The 18,029-nt window shown below is 58.6% G+C and carries 17 protein-coding genes; 9 read left to right on the top strand and 8 right to left on the bottom strand.

The genetic code is table 11. The annotated features are described in order from the left end of the window. Positions 1-36: 36 nt before the first annotated feature. Both KDN35_RS05120 and KDN35_RS05115 read right to left on the bottom strand, forming a co-directional pair. Positions 37-432, bottom strand: a complete 396-nt coding sequence (locus KDN35_RS05120) for a hypothetical protein (protein ID WP_171565760.1) — start codon at positions 430-432, stop codon at positions 37-39. Positions 433-446: 14 nt separating this feature from the next. Then, positions 447-635 (bottom strand): helix-turn-helix transcriptional regulator, encoded by a 189-nt coding sequence (locus KDN35_RS05115; RefSeq protein ID WP_171565759.1) that lies wholly within the window; start codon positions 633-635, stop codon positions 447-449. 209 nt (positions 636-844) lie between these two features. Between KDN35_RS05115 and KDN35_RS05110 the strand changes: the two genes are divergently transcribed. The 4 genes from KDN35_RS05110 (at position 845) to KDN35_RS05095 (ending at position 3,284) form a co-directional block, all read left to right on the top strand. Beyond that, positions 845-1,768: an NAD(P)/FAD-dependent oxidoreductase gene (locus KDN35_RS05110; RefSeq protein WP_212132285.1), complete on the top strand. Its 924-nt coding sequence runs from the start codon at positions 845-847 to the stop codon at positions 1,766-1,768. Between the two features lie 31 nt (positions 1,769-1,799). Next, complete coding sequence (locus KDN35_RS05105; protein ID WP_171565757.1) at positions 1,800-2,048, top strand: glutaredoxin family protein; 249 nt, start codon at positions 1,800-1,802, stop codon at positions 2,046-2,048. A 35-nt stretch (positions 2,049-2,083) separates the two neighbouring features. After that, positions 2,084-2,647 (top strand): peroxiredoxin, encoded by a 564-nt coding sequence (locus KDN35_RS05100; RefSeq protein WP_171565756.1) that lies wholly within the window; start codon positions 2,084-2,086, stop codon positions 2,645-2,647. Positions 2,648-2,735: 88 nt separating this feature from the next. Continuing rightward, the gene (locus KDN35_RS05095; RefSeq protein ID WP_212132332.1) at positions 2,736-3,284 is read left to right on the top strand and encodes a hypothetical protein; all 549 of its coding nucleotides are present in this window, start codon (positions 2,736-2,738) and stop codon (positions 3,282-3,284) included. 102 nt (positions 3,285-3,386) lie between these two features. Here KDN35_RS05095 and KDN35_RS05090 read toward each other — a convergent pair whose 3' ends face one another. From KDN35_RS05090 to KDN35_RS05070, 5 genes are all read right to left on the bottom strand, one after another. Beyond that, complete coding sequence (locus KDN35_RS05090) at positions 3,387-4,151, bottom strand: hypothetical protein (protein WP_212132284.1); 765 nt, start codon at positions 4,149-4,151, stop codon at positions 3,387-3,389. A gap of 160 nt (positions 4,152-4,311) precedes the next feature. Continuing rightward, positions 4,312-5,631 (bottom strand): YheC/YheD family endospore coat-associated protein, encoded by a 1,320-nt coding sequence (locus KDN35_RS05085; protein ID WP_171565754.1) that lies wholly within the window; start codon positions 5,629-5,631, stop codon positions 4,312-4,314. Between the two features lie 40 nt (positions 5,632-5,671). Then, a complete protein-coding gene (locus KDN35_RS05080) occupies positions 5,672-7,048 on the bottom strand; it encodes a YheC/YheD family endospore coat-associated protein (RefSeq protein ID WP_171565753.1) in 1,377 nt (458 codons plus the stop codon). A gap of 14 nt (positions 7,049-7,062) precedes the next feature. Next, the gene (locus tag KDN35_RS05075) at positions 7,063-8,142 is read right to left on the bottom strand and encodes a YheC/YheD family endospore coat-associated protein (RefSeq protein WP_212132283.1); all 1,080 of its coding nucleotides are present in this window, start codon (positions 8,140-8,142) and stop codon (positions 7,063-7,065) included. A gap of 6 nt (positions 8,143-8,148) precedes the next feature. Beyond that, the gene (locus tag KDN35_RS05070; RefSeq protein ID WP_249178933.1) at positions 8,149-9,582 is read right to left on the bottom strand and encodes a YheC/YheD family endospore coat-associated protein; all 1,434 of its coding nucleotides are present in this window, start codon (positions 9,580-9,582) and stop codon (positions 8,149-8,151) included. 70 nt (positions 9,583-9,652) lie between these two features. On the opposite strand from KDN35_RS05070, the gene KDN35_RS05065 reads away from it, so the two are divergent. The 3 genes from KDN35_RS05065 (at position 9,653) to KDN35_RS05055 (ending at position 13,438) form a co-directional block, all read left to right on the top strand. Continuing rightward, the gene (locus tag KDN35_RS05065) at positions 9,653-10,810 is read left to right on the top strand and encodes a DUF445 domain-containing protein (RefSeq protein ID WP_212132282.1); all 1,158 of its coding nucleotides are present in this window, start codon (positions 9,653-9,655) and stop codon (positions 10,808-10,810) included. A gap of 288 nt (positions 10,811-11,098) precedes the next feature. Further along, positions 11,099-12,409: a DRTGG domain-containing protein gene (locus tag KDN35_RS05060; RefSeq protein WP_171565749.1), complete on the top strand. Its 1,311-nt coding sequence runs from the start codon at positions 11,099-11,101 to the stop codon at positions 12,407-12,409. Between the two features lie 417 nt (positions 12,410-12,826). Next, complete coding sequence (locus KDN35_RS05055) at positions 12,827-13,438, top strand: DUF2087 domain-containing protein (RefSeq protein ID WP_212132281.1); 612 nt, start codon at positions 12,827-12,829, stop codon at positions 13,436-13,438. Between the two features lie 183 nt (positions 13,439-13,621). Here the strand turns inward: KDN35_RS05055 and KDN35_RS05050 are convergent, their stop codons facing one another. Beyond that, the gene (locus tag KDN35_RS05050; protein WP_171565747.1) at positions 13,622-13,933 is read right to left on the bottom strand and encodes a YtpI family protein; all 312 of its coding nucleotides are present in this window, start codon (positions 13,931-13,933) and stop codon (positions 13,622-13,624) included. Between the two features lie 176 nt (positions 13,934-14,109). Here KDN35_RS05050 and KDN35_RS19845 point away from each other — a divergent pair, with 176 nt between their 5' ends. Further along, positions 14,110-14,190, top strand: a complete 81-nt coding sequence (locus KDN35_RS19845) for a putative holin-like toxin (RefSeq protein ID WP_256379878.1) — start codon at positions 14,110-14,112, stop codon at positions 14,188-14,190. Between the two features lie 275 nt (positions 14,191-14,465). Further along, on the top strand, positions 14,466-17,894 hold the full coding sequence (locus tag KDN35_RS05045) for a DNA polymerase III subunit alpha (protein ID WP_212132280.1): 3,429 nt from the start codon (positions 14,466-14,468) through the stop codon (positions 17,892-17,894). Positions 17,895-18,029 lie beyond the last annotated feature (135 nt).

The following is an 18,029-nucleotide window of genomic DNA, read 5'->3' as shown; positions in this document are numbered from 1 at the left end:
ACAGCTCGGGCTTGTGTGCGTTGGGGAGATTTCCTTTCAGCGGTACTGCCTGGACACGATCCATTCCGTAAAGGGTAAAACGATCATCGCGAAGCAGGTGACCACAATCAGCGCCATGTTTTCCCGGTCGAACGCCCATTTTTCCACGGCGAGCGCAGCGAGCAGCAGGCCGATGAGGATAAAGTAACTAATTTTGGCGCTTTTCATCGTGATATACCGACCCAGTTCTTCATCCTGGGCTGGGCCGTCGCCCTCTTCAGGCGATCCCCAGGTGATTGCGGTAAAAAACGAACCGAGCAGAACAGCCGTGGGCATCAACTCATTGAAGCCGACGGGTTGGCCCATCAGCAACTTATATGCGGTAAACCCCGCAATGATGACAGTGGCCGTTCCGATTATTGCGGCACCCCATATCCGTGTCGTCATCTTCATCTTACATCTCCTCCTTACGCGTGAAACAATTCGTCGACTGTCACTCCAAGCGCGCGGGCAAGCTGAAACGCCAACTTGAGGCTGGGATCGTACTTGTTGTTTTCAATGGCGTTGATGGTCTGCCGGGAGACGCCGCACATCTTGGCCAGTTCTTCCTGGGAGATGTTATTCAGCTTGCGCAGCTGCTTGATCTTGTTTTCCATGGCGGTCTCTCCATTGGGGAAATGTAAAAGATGTTTTACATATACAGCGTACCAATCATATGGAAAAATGTCAAACATGTTTTACATACGCGTTTTTATTTAAAATAATTATAAATAGATATTGACTTTCATTTTGTATCAAGTATAATGATAACTGTTCCTAGTTGATAATTATTTTAATTTGATTTGGGAAAGAGGGGGGAGCTGGAATGTACGATGTGATTGTGATCGGCGCAGGTCCGGCAGGCACATCCGCAGCCATCTATACGGCGAGGGGCAACCTGAAGACACTGGTGATCGACAAAGCGCCCGGCACCGGCGCACTTGCCCTGACCCATAAGATCGCCAACTACCCTGGCGTGGAAGGCGAGCTGACGGGTAAAGAACTGCTGGACAAAATGAATCGGCAGGCCAAGAGCTTTGGCGCCGAGTTCCTGCAGACGACGATTACGGCCGTGGATGTGGAGGACGAGGTGAAACGCATCTACACCGCGCACGGTACGTTTGAAGCCAAAGCGGTGATTGTCGCCACCGGCTCCAAGGGACGCAACCGCATGCTGCCCGGCGAGGAACGCCTGTTGGGCAGAGGTGTCAGCACCTGCGCCACCTGCGACGGCGCGTTTTACCAAGGGAAGCACGTCGCGGTCATCGGCGACACGGAAGAGGCGCTGGAAGAAGCCATGGCGCTGACCAAATTTGCCGGCAAGATCACCTTCATCATCCCGCGCGGCGACCTGCAGGGCGTAGACGAGATGCCGGAGCTGCCCAATACGGAGGTAATGTTCCGCACACGTCCGCTGGAGATCGTCGGCGAACAGAAGGTGGAAGGCGTCCGCATCCGGCGGCCGGACGGCGCAGAGGAGCTGCTGTCTGTCGACGGCGTGTTCATCTTCCTGTCGGGCAGCAAACCAGGCACCGATTTTCTCGAGGATCAGGTCCCGCTGGATGAAGAAGGGTACATGATTCTCGACGAGTACATGCAGTCTGCCGTACCGGGTGTGTTTGGCGCCGGCGAAGTGCGGAAAACACCGGTCAAGCAGGCGGTCGTTGCAGCCGCTGACGGCGCCATCGCGGCGATGGCTGCCGACAAGTACATCAACAAGCGGTCCAAAATCGTACCACAGTACAAATAAGCATTCCAAAGAGAAGAGGAGCGATCATTTCATGGCACAAGCAATCGTGTATTCCAGCACCAACTGCGGCTTCTGCAAGCAGTTGAAATCCTATCTGGAGGAGCAAAACATCGCGTACGAAGAGCGCAACATTGACGAAAACGAGGCGTATCGCGAGGAGCTGGGACGTCTGGGCGTGATGTCCGTGCCGCTGACGCTGATCGGCGACAAGCAGATTCTCGGATTTAACCCGAACCGCATCAAAAAAGCGCTGGCCAGCCTGGAAGAACAGGCCCAGTAACCCAATACCCATACCCGGAGAGGAGAGACATCATCATGACAACGAACGTGACAGCACCGCAAGTGGAACTGAAAGTAGGCAAACCGGCCCCCGATTTTAACATGCTGACGACGAAAAACCTGGAGACGCTGGAAGAGCGCGTCACCCTGGCCGATTACAAAGGAAAGTGGCTCGTTCTGTTCTTCTGGCCGTTTGACTTTACCTTTGTCTGCCCGACGGAAGTGACCGCGTTCAGCGATCACCTGGACGAATTCCACGACCTGGATTGCGAAGTGTTGGGCGTGTCGACGGACAGCGTCTATACGCACCGCGCCTGGATTCAAACGCCGCGCGACCAAAACGGCATCGGGCCCGTGAAGTTCCCGCTGGCCAGCGACTTTACCAAGGAGACGGCCCGGGCTTACGGCGTGCTTGACGAAGAAACCGGCGCGGCCCATCGCGGTCTGTTCATCATCGACCCGGAAGGTGTGCTGCGCTACCAGGTCGTGACGGACATGAATGTCGGCCGCAGCGTCGACGAAACGCTCCGCGTGCTGCAGGCACTGCAGGCGGGCGGTCTCTGCCCGGCCAACTGGAAGCCCGGCATGAAGACATTGTAAATTGTAATCAGAGGTTTTTGGTGCGCACGATCGCCGGTTCTGCGGTACAATGAAAGCACGAGAAACCACAGGAAGAGGCGACGTGACGATGCGGGATGTCAAACATCGCTACCGGGGGCTGCCGCCCCGCACGCCGGAGATGCTGTACAACATCGTGCGCAAGTTTTACCGGGGAGCGGTCAGCCACTACGATCTAATCCAGGAGAAAAAGGCTGACGTCAGGGCAGCCTGGCTGCAAAGAGGGGAGAGCGGCAGCGACGCGGCACTGCGGCAGGCGATGACCACGCTGTTTCTGGAGTTTCACTTCTACGTCACCTGCTGGCTGCAAATAGAGATGGCTCTCTATCGGCTGGCGCGGCAGGACGAGCGTCAGGCGGAGGTAATGGAGCGCTTCCGCGATACGTTGGAAAAGCACGTAAAGGTGCGGGAGCTGCTGGATGAGACAGAGGCCTGCGTCCAGGTGCAGTGGCAGCATGACGGCCCTGGTCTGGCGTGCGTCGAGAGGGACGGATACACGTTTGGAGACGTGACATTTACCGTGGACGAGCAGAGCCTGCAAGACCTGCATGACTTGTATGCGGCGATCATGGCCGCAAGAGAAGCCCAACCCTCCGCTGCGCCGACCGTCTCCGGCTGAGGCAATCTGCCCGGCGCAGGACATGCTTGCAATCAACACGAAAAAACGTGACCGCCCGTTTTGGGACGGTCACGTTTTTCATGTAAGCCGGTTGTGCCGACATCAGAAACTGCTCGGGAAGATGGAGCCAGTTTGCTGCGGAGCGGGCTGGCCTGCATTGAGGGCGCGCACTTCCTGCACATTGGTGCCGGCAAAGCCGGGTTGGAAAATGGCTTGGGCGCCGCCAAACGACGGGCTGATCGACTGTTGCGGCTGAGCCTGCTGCATGTACCCGCCGCCCAGGGATGCGGAATAGCCAACTTGGTTTTGCTGGCGCACTTCCTGCACGTTGGTGCCGGCGAAGCCAGGTTGGAAAATGGCTTGGGCGCCGCCAAACGACGGGCTGATCGACTGCTGCGGCTGAGCCTGCTGCGCGTACCCGCTGCTCAGGGATGCGGAATAGCCGCCTTGGTTCAGTTGGCGCACTTCCTGTACATTGGTGCCGGCAAAGCCGGGTTGAAACACGGCCTGCACACCGCCGCCAAACGACGGGCTGATCGTCTGCTGCGGCTGAGCTTGCTGCGCGTACCCGCCGCCCAGGAATGCGGAATAGCCGCCTTGGTTTTGCTGGCGGACTTCCTGTGCGTTAGTCCCGGCGAAACCGGGTTGGAAAATGGCTTGAGCGCTGCCGAACGAATGGCTGATCGGCTGCTGAGGTTGAGCTTGCTGCGCGTACCCGCCGCTCAGGGATGCGGAATAACCGCCTTGGTTCAGTTGGCGCACCTCCTGCACGTTGGTCCCGGCAAAACCAGGTTGAAACATGGCGCTGGCAGGGGCACCGATGGACGGAAACTGCTGATATTGTTGGTTTTGTGTGAAGTGATTCATGTGTGTTTACACCTCCTGCCATTATCATTTCCAAGGATTAGAAGCTCATGCACGCAACGTCAATTCAAGAGAATTCTCATTTGGAAGAAAACGGATGCTCGGTACTATGCCTACAATTGCACATGGGTAAAAAACATGCCGGCCTCAATCAGCCGGCGATTTAGCTCCTCGATCCCGCCGCCTTTCCCTTGCCGCCGGGAAGGCGGGAGACGTATTGTGCGTAACGGATCAGGTTGGACAGGGAGGAACGGCGGATGGACGGTTCGTCAAACTTTTCCGGCTTGGCATTGGCCTCGAAAAACCAAAGCTGTCCTTCCGCGGTCAGTCCCAGATCCATCGACATTTCCGCCAAGGCTTTGATCTCTTCGTTCAGGGCGCGGGCGATGGTCAGCGAGGTCTCCTTGATCTTCGTTTCAACAGCCGCAGCATCTTCCTGGAACAGGGCGTTCAGCACGGTGGACAGGGGGTGAATCGAGCCGCCGCGCGGCACATGGGTGGTGATGTTTTGCGATCCGGCGCGACGGATGCCGATTCCGGTGACACACCACTCGCCCTTGCCGTTTTTCTGCACCAGGACGCGCACGTCAAACGGCTTTCCCAGATACAGCGCCCGATGGATTCCCTGCTGCATGATGTACCCCTGTTTCCGCATGTGCAATTTGACGTGTTTCCAGACGGCGTACAGCGAGGAGAAGCGGCGGGAAATCGCGCGTTTTTCCTGCAGTCGCTGCAGGAACCAGCCGTTCTTGTTTAGCTCCACCCGCATGATGCCCTGACCGGCCCTGCCCCGAACGGGCTTCAGGTAGACAAACCGGTGTTTGTTGCAGAAGGTCCGAAAATGGGCAAACGTATCCAGCTTCTTCGTCTCCGGCAAAAAGGGGGCTACCTCTGCGTGGCTGCTGAGCATGCGAAACAGCGTGTGCTTGTCAAAAAAGCAGCGGTTGAAAAGCGTGACGTTCTGCAAGTCCTCGATCTGATCCAGGGCTCGCTTCACGTCCGAGCGTCTTTCCGCCTGGCGCGACGGGACGCGGTTGTAGACGACGTGCGGAAACGGCAGCACGGTTTCCAGCCACTGATTTTGCTGATCGTCGTACAGATAGCCGCGGACGTGTTTCTTTTCCCAGTTGATCCCCTGTGGAGTAAATACGTAGACCAACGCGCCCAACTTTTTGCCGGAGAGGGAGAGGTCCTTGAAATGGTCACGATTGCCGAGAAAGGTCGGTCCGTCCCCGACAGTCAGAATGCCGATCAACGGTCCGATCTTCAAAGTGTTGTCGACGGTCTTGCAGTTGATGCGGGTACGGATGCGGCCCGGCTTCGGCTTTGGATTGCCCAGGTGCAGCCGTTTTTTGCAGTCAAACGGCCCCAGGTGGGCAATCAACTGCCGGGGGTTGTTCGGCGTGAGCGCTTGTCGCGGGACGTGCAAAAACCATCGGCCGCTGGGGAGGATGGTCAGCCACCCGGAGCGCTGTTGGAGCATGGGTGTTTCCTCCTTCCTGTACGGTGGTTCGCCTCGCTGCTTAAAAGTTGGCCAGATAGCAACTGTAGTCGACAAGCAGGCGGCTGGATTCCTGGTCCGCCTGTTTCAACCTGGCGTGTTTGAAGATGGACCGCCCCGGCTTGGAATTGGCTTCAAACATCCAGACGTGGCCGTGGGTGTCAATCCCCATGTCCAGCCCCAGTTCTCCCATGTCTGTCCCTCTCGCCTGTTCGAGCGCAGTGGCGATGAGGATGGCGGCTCGGGTGATGCGTTCAACCATCAGGTCTTTCTTTCTGCCGAACAGGTATGTCAGAAGTTCATCGCCTGGAATGACGGTTCCGCCGGTGCGGACGTGGGTGGTGACACTGCCGGAGCCGGCCACTTTGGCTGCCATGCAGGAGACGACCCATTTGTTTTGCTGGTTCTTGTGCAGGTGGACGCGGAAGTCAAACGGCCGGCCGTCAAACGTCATGAGCGAGATGCCCTGTTGAGCCAGATAGGAGCCGACACGGCGGGTGCGAAACACGTGCTGGTACAGCGAGGAGAGCTTGGCAAAGCGCCGCTTGACGATTTTGCTGCCGGAGTGGTAGGTGACGTCAAAGCCGCGGCCCGGATGGCGGACGATCTTGACGATCCCGTACCCCAGACTGCCGTTTTTCGGCTTCAGATAGACGAGCGGGTATTTCCGCAAAAGCGTGCGGAGCGTCTGCAGCGACGGCGAGGAATAGGTTTCCGGGATGTGTTCATTCACTTCGGGATTGGGGTAGAGGATTTGATGCACGGTCCATTTGTCGAAAAACCCCTGGTTAAACATCGGCAGATTTACGTAGTGAGCCAGCCTGAATTTAAATTCCTGAACCGCTTCCTGACGCTCCATCATCCGGGAAGGAATGCGGTCGTAGACGACGTCGGGCAGGGCGGTGTTCATTTTCCGCCAGACGTATCCGCCTCGCTTCGACGGGCGCAAAAACCAGGCGTCCACGCGGTGATCGTTCCAGTTTACGTCGTGCGGAGAGAAGATAAAGTAAAAGACGCCTTTCCCCTCTTGAGCCTGCAGCAGGTTGTAAAAAAACGAGGTGCGCGCTCCGATCGGCTGGCGGGAATTGCTGCGCAGTCCAGTGGTGACAATACCGATGGAGGGGCCGATGCGCAGGGTGTCATCTTCCCATTTGATGTGGATCAGCCCGCCGTGCGGAATGCCCAGATCGGCTTTCAACAGGCTCGTGACCTTGACGATACTGCTGTCCGGATTTCGCCGGTCCTGAAAGACGGTCGTGACCACTTCCCGTTTTCCCAGCGAGACCTTGATCTTTTGGCGGGGACGCAGCTGCAGCTTTTGGAACAGGTGGGACGGCAGGATAATGCCGGAGACATGCGGGTAGGACAGGAAGCGGAGCCGCACTATGATCGATTCCATGCGTTGTGTACCTCCTACATACTTTTCATGAGATAGCGGGCGTAGCGAACCGGATGCGCGATGGAGCGGAGCCGGGCCTTTGGATCGTCAATCAGGCGGAACACGGTCCGTCCCGGTCTGCTGTTTACCTCGATGATCCAGACGTTGCCCGCCGTGTCGATGCCGACGTCAATCCCCAGCTCAACCAGCCGGCCGTGCACCTTCTCGAGATAGGGAGGAAGCTCAGTCGCCAGGCGGTCGATTTCCTGTTCGATGCGGGCTTGCACTTCCGGCTGATAATGCTGGGCGAGAAAAGGACCCAGCGGCACAGCCTTGCCGCCGCCGTGGAGATTGGACGTGATGCTGCGCTTGTCGCCCAGCCGGACGGCTTTTCCGGTGATTTCCCACGTACCGAGGCCGTTCTTTTGCACCAGAACGCGCACGTCAAAAGGCGTCCCGTCCGGTGCGTGCAGCGACAGATACGGCTGGACCAGAAACGTCCGCCCGGCGGTAAAGCTGGCGATGAAGCTCTTCAGCCCTTGCGCTGTGCGAATCGTGCGGGAAAACGGCTCGTTTTTCCGATCCCGCCCGACAATCTCGAAGCCGTTGAGAGTGGGAACGATCCGCACCACGCCGGCACCGTGCGTGCCGGCAGACGGTTTGATTACGGCAGCACCGTACGTTACCAGCATCTCCCGCAGCGCGGCAATGGTCAGTATCTCGGTCGGAGGAATCCACGCCGCCAACTCCGGCGACTTGCTCAACATCTGGTGCACCTGCCACTTGCCGGAGAGACCGTGGCCCAAAAACGTAATCTGCGGGTCGTTTTGCAACTTCTTCACGAATGGTTTATAGTGGCGGTATGACGGACCGACAAAACAGCGGTCGTAGATGACGTCCGGCAGCGGAAAGATTCCGCTGCGCCAGGCGCCGTTACGATATTCGAACCCGGCGACGGTACGGGACTCAAAATCAACCTGGCGCGGTGAAAAGACAAAGACGTGAATGCCTGCCTTGCGTCCGATCAGCGTCAGTTTTTTGTAGTACGATTTTTCCTGAAAATGCGGGCCGTGGCATCGGGTCATAATGCCCAGGCTTTTTTGCTTTGCCGTCATGGAGGGTCACCTTCGTCTGATTTTCTTGCCGGTTTGTTTCCGTTTGGCTGTCCGGGGAAACCCGCACAAATAGGCGGCGTAATCCAGCATGCGCAGAACGGATGGACGTACGCGCCGGACAGAGCTGTCTTCCCTGGCCGCCTCAGGTATCGCGCTGGCCGTTTTGGAGGGCTTGCTGTTCACTTCCAGGAGCCAGACCCGGCCGCGAATGTCGACGCCGAGATCCACGCCAAATTCCGCGTACCGGCCGGAGAGCGACTGCTCCAGCAGCCGGGAGAGCTTCAGCGCAACGCTTCGCAGTGTCGCGACGGTCGGACGTGTACCCGTTGCCCAGGGGCCGCAGACGCGCAGAGCCTGGGCGGCACCGATCATCACGCCGCCGCGGGAGACGTTGGAGACGATGCTGTTTTGGCCGAGACGGGCGACCATCGACGTGACGGCCCATTCGCCTTTGCGGTTTTTTTGCACCAGTACGCGAAAGTCGGCGGGGCGCTGCTGGATGCCGATCAACGGCAGCCCCTGCTGCAGCAGGTACGGCTTTCCGTTTGTCCGGTTCTGCAGGTATCGATGCAGGCCGGAAATACTGGAAAATGATCGGGTCGCGCTGCCGAGCCGGGCTGTCTGATACCCGCCGGCGGTGCGCCGCAGGCGGATGATGCCGCGGCCCATGCTGCCGTTTGCCGGCTTGGCGTAGACGGTTTTGTGCTGCTCCAGCATCTGTTTCAGATCCGTCAGACCGGAATAGCATACCGTCTGCGGCAGGTGTTCGGCAGCCGCCGGCTCGTTTTCCAGCGCTGTGTGAACGTGCCACTTATTGAGAAATTGTTCATTGAAAAACGGGATGTTGAATTCCTTGCACCGCTCGATCCAATCACCCATGGCCTCGCTTTGCTCCCGCTTTCGGGAAAGCCGGTTGTAGATGCATTGAGGCAACGGCAGCACCGTTTGCCGCCACTTTTCGTTGTGGCGAACCATGCCGTGGACGATCTGTTGTTTCCAGTTGACGTCCTGCATGCGAAATACACAGACGATTCCGCCGCGGCGGAGGCAGACGTCCGCTATCTCGTCGAAGAACGAGGTGAACGGACCAAACGGGGCGGCTGGGGACTGGGGGTTGTAGCGGGAGACCAGAACGCCCAGATAGGGGCCAAAAACAAGACGCTGCTGGCTCGCGTAATAACGTGCCAGCAGGGGAACTCCCATAGGCAGATGCAGCGTGTGGGCCAGTGAGGGGCGAATCAGGGTGAGGCCGCTTCGTTCCATGCCCGTTACGCGGGCGCAAGCAGTCTTGCTGCCAAACTGGACAGTAAGCGTCGACGTGTCCAGCTTCCACTTGCGAAGACACGCTTGGGGCAGATACAAATCGTTGTCCGTCTTGGGATCGTACGATTGCAGAACCGTTGGAACGTAAGACATGGCAATCCCCTTCCCATCAGACATGAAGTTAGTCTATTTTATGAGCAGGCATATACTTTGGTTCCATTGAGGAGAAGAGAGGGCGTTTGGCCAGATGAATGCGTGGTTAGTGTTGCTGATGAACGTGGCGGTCGGTTCCGCCATTGGCGGCATGACAAACGAGCTGGCGATCCGCATGCTGTTTCGCCCGCACAAACCGTGGCAGATCGGCGGCTGGCGGGTGCCGTTTACACCCGGATTGATTCCCCGCCGGCGGGATGAGATCGCCGTCCACATGGGTCGGCTGGTGGAAGAGTACCTGCTGACCGCCGAGGGCATCAAACGGGCGCTGGCTCAAAGCGGAATGGAGAAAACGTTGAACACCTGGCTGACCGGCGTGGTCGACAGATGGTGTGCGGACGGCCGCACCCTGCGCCAGTTTCTGCACGCTGCTGCTCCCGAGCTGTTGGCCGAAGACGGCGGGATAAGCGAGAGCGTGCGCCGTCCGCTTCAGCAACGGTGGCAGGCGTTTGTCAACGAACTGATTCATCATCATGAACAGAAGCGGCTGCGCGAACTGATCCCCGCAGAGGGCATGGCCCGGATCGACACGGCGCTGGAGGATGCCAGCCGTCTCCTGCTGGAGCGTTTTCGCGCCTATCTGCACTCACCCGACGGTCAGCAGACGGTGCAGCAGATGATGCGCGGAATGCTCGGCGGAGGAGGCATGTTTGGCGGCTTGGTCGGCATGTTTCTGACGGAGGAAAAAATCGTCGGCAAACTGCTTCCCTACCTGGACGACCTGCTGGCCCATCCGGAACTGGTGAATCGGCTGAACCGCTTTTTGCGTCAGGAAGCAGACAGATGGCTGGACAAAACCGTGCGGGACGTGTATGACTGGATCGGAGCGCAGCAGGTGGAAGCGTGGTCGTCTGCCCTGTTTGCCAAGCTGGAGGAGCAGGGCGTCCGGCTTCTGGACAAGCCGCTTTGCCAACTGCTCTCCCCGCTGCGACAGACGGTGGCGGACCAGGTGATTCCCCGGCTGGCGCGCTGGATGGTGGAGACAGTGGAGCACAATGTGGAACGGCTGTTTCACAAACTCTCCGTCCGCGACATCGTCACCAGGCAGGTGGAGGGCTTCCCGATCGAACGGATCGAGGAGATGATCGTGGGGATTTCCGGACGGGAGTTTCGCATGATCACCATTCTCGGGTTTATCCTGGGAGGTGTCATCGGACTGGTGCAGGGGCTGTTGGCCGCCTTGTGGAGATAGCGATGCGGCCTGTTTTTTGGGCCATGGTACTCTGAAACGAAACTGTAAAGCCGTTGTAATCTTTCTGTAATATTCCCGGGGTAAGATAAAGACACGATGAAAACCCCCTTAATGATATACTTTCTGCCGGAGTAGCCGCAAAGCTACTCTTTTTTTTTACCCGGCCATCGGGTATAGTGAACCCAGGAGAGTACCTGAACATCCCGGGTTGGCCGGTCCCGGCTGCAGCGCGAGCCGGGGGCAACGATACCGCTGTGGAAGCATAGGATGGAGGGTGGGTACAAGCAGATGGCAACCAAACACGAACAAATTCTACAATATATTGACCGTCTTCCGATCGGTACGAAGATCTCCGTGCGCCAGATCGCCAAGGATCTGGATGTAAGCGAAGGCACCGCCTACCGGGCGATCAAGGAAGCGGAAACGCAGGGCTACGTCAGCACGATCGAGCGCGTCGGAACGGTGCGGATCGAGAAAAAGCAAAAGGAAAACATTGAACGGCTGACGTTCGCCGAAGTGGTCAACATCGTCGACGGTCACGTCGTGGGCGGCCGCGAGGGGCTGCACAAGACATTGAACAAGTTCGTCATCGGCGCCATGCAGTTGGAGGCGATGATGCGCTACATCGACGCGGGCAGCCTGCTGATCGTGGGGAACCGCTATCAGGCGCACAAAATCGCCCTGCAGCAGGGAGCGGCCGTCCTGATTACCGGCGGCTTTGACACCAGTGAAGAGGTAAAGCGGTTGGCCGACCAGCTGGCCTTGCCGATCATCTCGTCCAGCTATGACACGTTTACCGTCGCTTCCATGATCAACCGGGCCATTTACGATCGGCTGATCAAAAAAGAGATCGTCATGGTGGAAGACATCCTCAAACCGCTGGCGGAGACGCCCGTGCTGCTCCCGACGGACACGGTCGCCAAGTGGCACCAGTATACGGAATTGTATCAGGACACCCGTTTTCCCGTCGTCGACGAGCAGATGCGGCTGATTGGGATCGTCACGTCGAAAGACATCATCGGCCACGAGGAGACAGCGACGATCGACAAGGTGATGACGAAAAATCCGATCACCACGTCGCCGCGCGTCTCCGTGGCCTCCTCCGCGCATCTGATGGTGTGGGAGGGGATCGAACTGCTGCCGGTGGTGGACAACTACCGCAAACTGGTCGGCGTGCTCAGCCGCAACGACGTGCTGAAGGCGCTGCAGTATACGGCCAAGCAGCCGCAGATGAGCGAGACGTTCCCCAACCTGATCATGTCCCACTTCCGTGAGGAGCGGCAGGGAGACCAGCTCGTCTACAAGGGGGAAGTGACACCCCAGATGACCAATCACCTGGGGACGATTGCCAGCGGCATCATGACCACCGTCATGGTGGAAGCGGCGTGCAACCTGCTGCGGCTGCAGCGGCGCGGGGACATGGTGCCGGAGAACATCACCGTCTACTTTTTGAAGCCGGTGCAGATGGAGAGCCAGATCGAGGTGCGGCCGCGCCTCATGGACATCAGCCGCCGCTTCGGAAAGGTGGAAGTCTGCGTGTACCACGGCGACCAGCAGGTGGGACAGGCGATGGTAACGGCGCAGATCATCGATCGCTAATCAATCGGTATCACGCAAACGGAATTACACACAAAAAAGGTCGTCCGGACGGCAGTGCCGCGGACGGCCTTTTTGGCTTGCTGACCTGTACAATGTCAATTGGTGAGGTTATCTGTACGAAGACAGAAAAAAGTTGAGCAGTCCGACTGCAACGAAAAAACCGAGCATCCCAATCAGGAAATAACCGATATACAGAATGATTCGGTAGGGGGATTGATCGCGCATGGTTGTCCTCCCTTTTTTCTTTCTTTGCCGATTGAACCTTTCCAGTTCTTACTGGTATATACGTGCTGACCGGCCCGGACGTTTCGCGGTCCGCATTGACAGCGGAGAAAAAGCGGCTTATGTTTAGGATTAGACAATCATCTAATGTAATGGACACGATATACACGATTGAAACGGAAGGAGGGGGTTTCCATGCAGCTGGAAAAGCTGGTCACCTTTTACAAAGCGCTGGGAGACCCGACCCGTCTGCGCATCGTCGCGCTCCTGGCGAACGGTCCGCTGCACGGCCAAGCGCTGGCCGGCAAGCTGGGCGTCACCCCGCCCACCATCACGCACCACATGGCAAAGCTGCGCGAGGCCGGGATCGTCTATGAGCGGCGGGAAAAAAACACGATTTACTTTACCCTGCACGAGACCAATCTGACGCGCAAATCGCAGGCGCTTCTGACCCTGCTGGACAAGGCGAAAGGAACGGAAGGAGCGGCAGAGATGGAGGAAACGGACGAGAAGTGGGCGGCGGAGAAAATGCAGGTGATCCGCCATTTCTTCACGGCGGACGGCAGGCTGAAGCACATCCCGACGCAGCGAAAGAAAAAGCTGATCGTCTTCGAACACATGGTGCGGGGACTGGAGCGGGGACGAAAGTACGAGGAGCGGGAAATCAACGAGTACATCCGCCGCTTCCACGACGATTACGCCACGATCCGGCGCGAATTTGTGATGAACCACTATATGTACCGGGAGAACGGCATCTACGAGTTGAATCCCCCGGAGATGTGGGCCAAGGCGGAAGACCTGCGCTGAAGAGCGGAGCGGCTGCAAAAGCAGCATAAACAAAAAAAGGACAACCGTCGGCACCTGCCGCTTCGGTTGTCTGAAGCAAGAATGTCACACAGGCTCATTATACGCAGGAACAGCGATTTTGGCCAGAAAAAACGAATGGGAACGGAGGAAAAACGTTCCCATGGCAGGCTCGGCCCCTGACGGCTACGAGCCTTTTTTCAGTTCCGCCTGCCACGCAGCGCGGTAGCGGAGGAAGTTGCGTGTGCCGAGAATCAGGTTGACACCGCCGACAAACAGGAGCACCAGGGCGATCACGACGCGGATCACGTCCAGCTGGTCAAACGTCAACTGATTGAGTCCCAGCAGCGTGACCAACACGCCGAGCGACATGTTCATCTTGCCCAGGGTCATGCGCGACGCCAACGGGTGCATCCCACGCTGACGAGCGGTAATGCTGTAGTACACGCTGGCCACCAGGGAAGCCAGCACTCCGGTTACATAGGTCGCAAACCACATGCATGGATTCATCCTCTCCTGCGATCTGGTACTATCCTACCAAAGTTTGCGAAAGCGGGCAATCTGGACAGGGGAATGTTTGTTCTCATATGGTTTTGTGGTATAATTTTCTTGTACAATAGCACATCAGTTCGCAAAGGGGGCACTTCCATCCCTGCAAGAAAGGGGGTGACGCGATGACCGTATACCAAGCGTTGAGTCTGATGCTGGCGTTTGGAAGCCTGGTTGTCATGCTCCTGACGAACAAAAAGAAGTAGGCCGCGCGTGAGTCCGACAGCTCCGCGACCTACTCCTCTTCCCAACGGGCCGTTCCCTTTGCGGCAACGTCTATTGTGCGATGACCGGAGCGCGGCAACGCTTCGGTCTCTTTCATTTGATTCCCGTTCGACGGCCGTTGCTGGCAAGGGAATCCCTATCTTCACTATACCCATGCGGCAAGGGATTGTAAAGCCCACGCCTGCCCTGACAGGGGCGGGATGAAGTATAATGAAAGAAAACGACAACGGGACGGAACAAGAGAGGAAGGAACGCGATGACCCCCTTTGTCCATCTGCATGTGCACACGGAATACAGTTTGCTCGACGGCGCGGCCCGCATCGAGGAACTGGTGCGCCGGGCGGCGGAGCTGGGCATGCCGGCCCTGGCGATGACCGATCACGCCAACCTGTACGGCGCCGTGCCGTTTTACAAGGCCTGCCGGGACGTAGGCATCAAGCCGATTATCGGCATGGAGGCGTACGTCATCGAAGGAAACCTGCAGGATCGCGTGCGCAATGCCCCCGCACCGTACCATCTCGTGCTGCTGGCGGAGAACGATCGCGGCTACCGCAACCTGCTCAAGCTGGCAACGCTGGCCAACACGGAGGGCCACTTCATCCTCCCTCGGCTGAACAAGGAGGCGCTGGCCCACTACAGCGAGGGGCTGATCGCTTTGAGCGCCTGCCGGGAGGGGGAGGTGGCCCGGCTGCTGCTCGCCGGCGACAGCGAGGGAGCCCGACAGGCGGCGCTCTGGTATCAGCAGGTGTTCGGCGCTGACCGGTTTTACCTGGAACTGCAGGATCACGGGTTGGAGATCGAGCGCAGGCTGAATCAGCGGCTGCTCCATCTGGGGCGGGAGACGGGCATTCCGCTCGTCGCCACCAACAACGTGCACTACGTCTACCGGGAACAGCACCGGCAGCATGACATTTTGCTGGCAATTGGCGAGGGCAAGACGGTGGACGAGGAGAACCGATTCCGCTACGAGACCGACGAGTACTACCTGAAAAGCGGCGACGAGATGGCCCGCCTGTTTGCCTATGCGCCGCAAGCGCTGTCCAACACGGCCGCCATCGCCGAACGCTGTCAGTGGGAATTGTCGTTTGGCCAGCACATTTTGCCCAGGTTTCCCCTGCCTGCCGGACAGGAACCGACAACTTTCCTGCGCGAACTGTGCGAACAAGGCTGCCGCGAGCGCTACGGCGAGATCACGCCCGAGGTGCGCGAGCGGTTGGAACACGAACTGGCGATCATTACGCGGACCGGTTTTACCGATTACTTTCTGATCGTCTGGGACTTCATGCGCCACGCCCATGAGCAGGGCATTCCGACCGGGCCGGGACGCGGTTCGGCGGCAGGCAGCCTGGTGGCCTATGCGCTGAAGATCACCAATGTTGATCCGCTTCGCTTCAGCCTGCTGTTTGAACGGTTTCTCAACCCGGAGCGGGTGACGATGCCGGACATCGACATTGATTTTTCCGTTGAGCGGCGGGACGAGGTGATCCGTTACGTGGCCGACAAGTACGGTCATGACCGGGTGGCGCAGATCATCACGTTTGGCACGATGGCGGCACGGGCTGCTGTCCGCGATGCGGGGCGGGCACTGGGGCTGTCGCTTGGCCTGGTGGACCGGGTGGCCAAAATGATCCCGCAGTCTCCCGGCATGACCATCGACAAGGCGTTCCAGCTCAATCCAGAGTTGGGCAAGCTGTGCGAGACGAACGGCCAGGCGAAGCAGTTGATCGAAGCGGCCAGGGGCGTCGAGGGGCTGCCCCGCCACGCTTCCACGCACGCGGCCGGCGTAGTGATCGCACCGGAGCCGCTGACCGAGTACGTGCCGCTGCAGACCGGCAGCGAAGGCTTGGCTTTGACCCAGTATCCGATGGAAGCGCTGGAAGAGATCGGTCTGTTAAAGATGGATTTTCTCGGCCTGCGCAACCTGACGATCATTCAGGAAACGCTGCGCCATCTGCGAGAACAGGGGATCGACCTCGACCTGGAGCGGATTCCCCCCGACGACGCCAAGACCTTCCGGATGCTCAGCCGCGGCGAGACGACGGGGATCTTTCAACTGGAATCGGCGGGGTTCCGCAGCGTGCTGCGCGAGCTGAAGCCGACCAGCCTGGCCGACATTGTCGCCGTGCTCGCCCTTTACCGGCCGGGGCCGATGGAGATTATCCCGCAGTACATCCGGGCCAAGCACGGCGAAACCCAGGTGCACTACGCCCACCCCGATCTGGAGCCGATCCTGAAAGAAACGCACGGCTTCATGATCTACCAGGAGCAGATCATGCAGATCTCTTCCAAGCTGGCCGGGTTCAGCCTGGGCGAGGCGGACATATTGCGGCGGGCGGTGGGCAAGAAGAAACGGGAACTGTTGGCCGAGCAGCGGGAGAAGTTCGTCGCCGGCTGCGTCAGACAGGGCTACGGGGAGCGGCTCGGCAACGAAATCTACGACCTGATCGTCCGCTTCGCCGACTACGGTTTCAACAAGGCGCACTCGGTCGCCTACGCGATCATCGCCTACCAGATGGCCTACCTGAAGGCCAACTACCCGCTCGCCTTCATGGCCGCGCTGCTGTCGCTTTCCATCGGCAGCCAGACGCGCATCGCCGAGTACACTGAAGAGGCGCGGCGGCTGCGGCTGACCGTGCTGCCCCCGGACGTAAACGAGAGTCAGGCCTTTTTTACCGTGGAAAAGGAGGCGATCCGCTTCGGACTGGCGGCGGTCAAAAACGTCGGCTACGGCGCCATCGAGTCGATCGTGCAGGAGCGGGCCAAACGTCCGTACCGCGACCTGTTTGACTTCTGCGCCCGGGTGGACGGCAGGCTGGTCAACCGGCGGGTGGTCGAATCGCTGATTCTGTGCGGCGCGCTGGATTCGCTGCCCGGTCACCGCAGCCAGCTCATGGTGCTGCTGGACGAGGCGATGGGCAAAGCGACGGGCAGGCGGCAGGAGCGGGACGCCGACCAGCTCAACCTGTTTGCCGGCGAAGACGGAGCAGAGCCTGTGCGCCTGCCGTCCGAGTACCCCGATGTGCCACCGTTTTCGCGCAGCCAGCAGTTGAAAGAAGAGCGGGAACTGCTTGGTGTCTACCTGTCCGGACATCCGCTGGACCAGTTCGCCCACCTGCTCAACCGGCCGGAGGTGCACGCCGTCTCTGCGCTGGCGGAGTGCGCCCGAGACCAGACGGTAAAAGTGGTGGGCATGATCGTCGAAGAGCGGCGGATTCAGACCAAGAAAGGGGAACCGATGGCCTTCGTCACGCTGGAGGACAAAACCGCCCAGGTGGAGATGGTCGTCTTTCCAAAGGTGTACGCCAAATACATCGACCTGCTGAAGCGGGAGCGGATCGTCGTCGTGGAAGCGCGGGTGGATCATCAGGACGATGCGGTGAAGCTGCTGGTCTCCCGCATGTGGGATGTTGAAGCACTGCCCAGGCCGTCGACAGAGCCCGTGCTGTTTGTCAAAATTACGCCGGAACAGGAGCGCGATTCGACACTGCACCGGCTGCAGCGCTTGTTTGTCGAAAAAAAAGGAACGATTCCCGTCGTCCTGTACTACGAAGGAAAAAAGCAGACAATCCGCCTGCCGGACGCGATTCGCGTAGAGGTGGATGCTGCCTTTTTGGAGCAAGCGCGAGAAATTGTGGGAAGTGACAGCGTAATTCAAAAAGAATTGCCAGTAAACTGGGGAGGATGAACCAAGTCCTCCCTTTTTCGCCGTTTTCGGCGGCTTTACAGGAGAATGGGTTTTGTTATAATGGGGACATACCCAAAAAAGTGGTCTGACCACTTAGGTTCGATATAGATAAGTGAATCAGAGCGATACCAGATA

The organism is Brevibacillus sp. NL20B1 (assembly GCF_018195675.1).
Taxonomy (GTDB): Bacteria; Bacillota; Bacilli; order Brevibacillales; family Brevibacillaceae; genus Brevibacillus; species Brevibacillus aydinogluensis.
The sequence above is the reverse complement of the archived record's forward strand: the minus strand, read 5'-3'. Positions and strand labels throughout refer to the sequence as shown.

What these genes read in the sequence shown, in the direction of transcription:
- KDN35_RS05065 (WP_212132282.1), top strand. Translation starts at nt 9,653, where the DNA reads ATGAATGCGTGGTTAGTGTTGCTGATGAACGTGGCGGTCGGTTCCGCC.
- KDN35_RS05050 (WP_171565747.1), bottom strand. Translation starts at nt 13,933, where the DNA reads ATGTGGTTTGCGACCTATGTAACCGGAGTGCTGGCTTCCCTGGTGGCC.
- KDN35_RS05070 (WP_249178933.1), bottom strand. Translation starts at nt 9,582, where the DNA reads ATGTCTGATGGGAAGGGGATTGCCATGTCTTACGTTCCAACGGTTCTG.
- KDN35_RS05060 (WP_171565749.1), top strand. Translation starts at nt 11,099, where the DNA reads ATGGCAACCAAACACGAACAAATTCTACAATATATTGACCGTCTTCCG.
- KDN35_RS05105 (WP_171565757.1), top strand. Translation starts at nt 1,800, where the DNA reads ATGGCACAAGCAATCGTGTATTCCAGCACCAACTGCGGCTTCTGCAAG.
- KDN35_RS05080 (WP_171565753.1), bottom strand. Translation starts at nt 7,048, where the DNA reads ATGGAATCGATCATAGTGCGGCTCCGCTTCCTGTCCTACCCGCATGTC.
- KDN35_RS05075 (WP_212132283.1), bottom strand. Translation starts at nt 8,142, where the DNA reads ATGACGGCAAAGCAAAAAAGCCTGGGCATTATGACCCGATGCCACGGC.
- KDN35_RS05090 (WP_212132284.1), bottom strand. Translation starts at nt 4,151, where the DNA reads ATGAATCACTTCACACAAAACCAACAATATCAGCAGTTTCCGTCCATC.
- KDN35_RS05045 (WP_212132280.1), top strand. Translation starts at nt 14,466, where the DNA reads ATGACCCCCTTTGTCCATCTGCATGTGCACACGGAATACAGTTTGCTC.
- KDN35_RS05120 (WP_171565760.1), bottom strand. Translation starts at nt 432, where the DNA reads ATGAAGATGACGACACGGATATGGGGTGCCGCAATAATCGGAACGGCC.
- KDN35_RS05100 (WP_171565756.1), top strand. Translation starts at nt 2,084, where the DNA reads ATGACAACGAACGTGACAGCACCGCAAGTGGAACTGAAAGTAGGCAAA.
- KDN35_RS05055 (WP_212132281.1), top strand. Translation starts at nt 12,827, where the DNA reads ATGCAGCTGGAAAAGCTGGTCACCTTTTACAAAGCGCTGGGAGACCCG.
- KDN35_RS05115 (WP_171565759.1), bottom strand. Translation starts at nt 635, where the DNA reads ATGGAAAACAAGATCAAGCAGCTGCGCAAGCTGAATAACATCTCCCAG.
- KDN35_RS05110 (WP_212132285.1), top strand. Translation starts at nt 845, where the DNA reads ATGTACGATGTGATTGTGATCGGCGCAGGTCCGGCAGGCACATCCGCA.
- KDN35_RS19845 (WP_256379878.1), top strand. Translation starts at nt 14,110, where the DNA reads ATGACCGTATACCAAGCGTTGAGTCTGATGCTGGCGTTTGGAAGCCTG.
- KDN35_RS05085 (WP_171565754.1), bottom strand. Translation starts at nt 5,631, where the DNA reads ATGCTCCAACAGCGCTCCGGGTGGCTGACCATCCTCCCCAGCGGCCGA.
- KDN35_RS05095 (WP_212132332.1), top strand. Translation starts at nt 2,736, where the DNA reads ATGCGGGATGTCAAACATCGCTACCGGGGGCTGCCGCCCCGCACGCCG.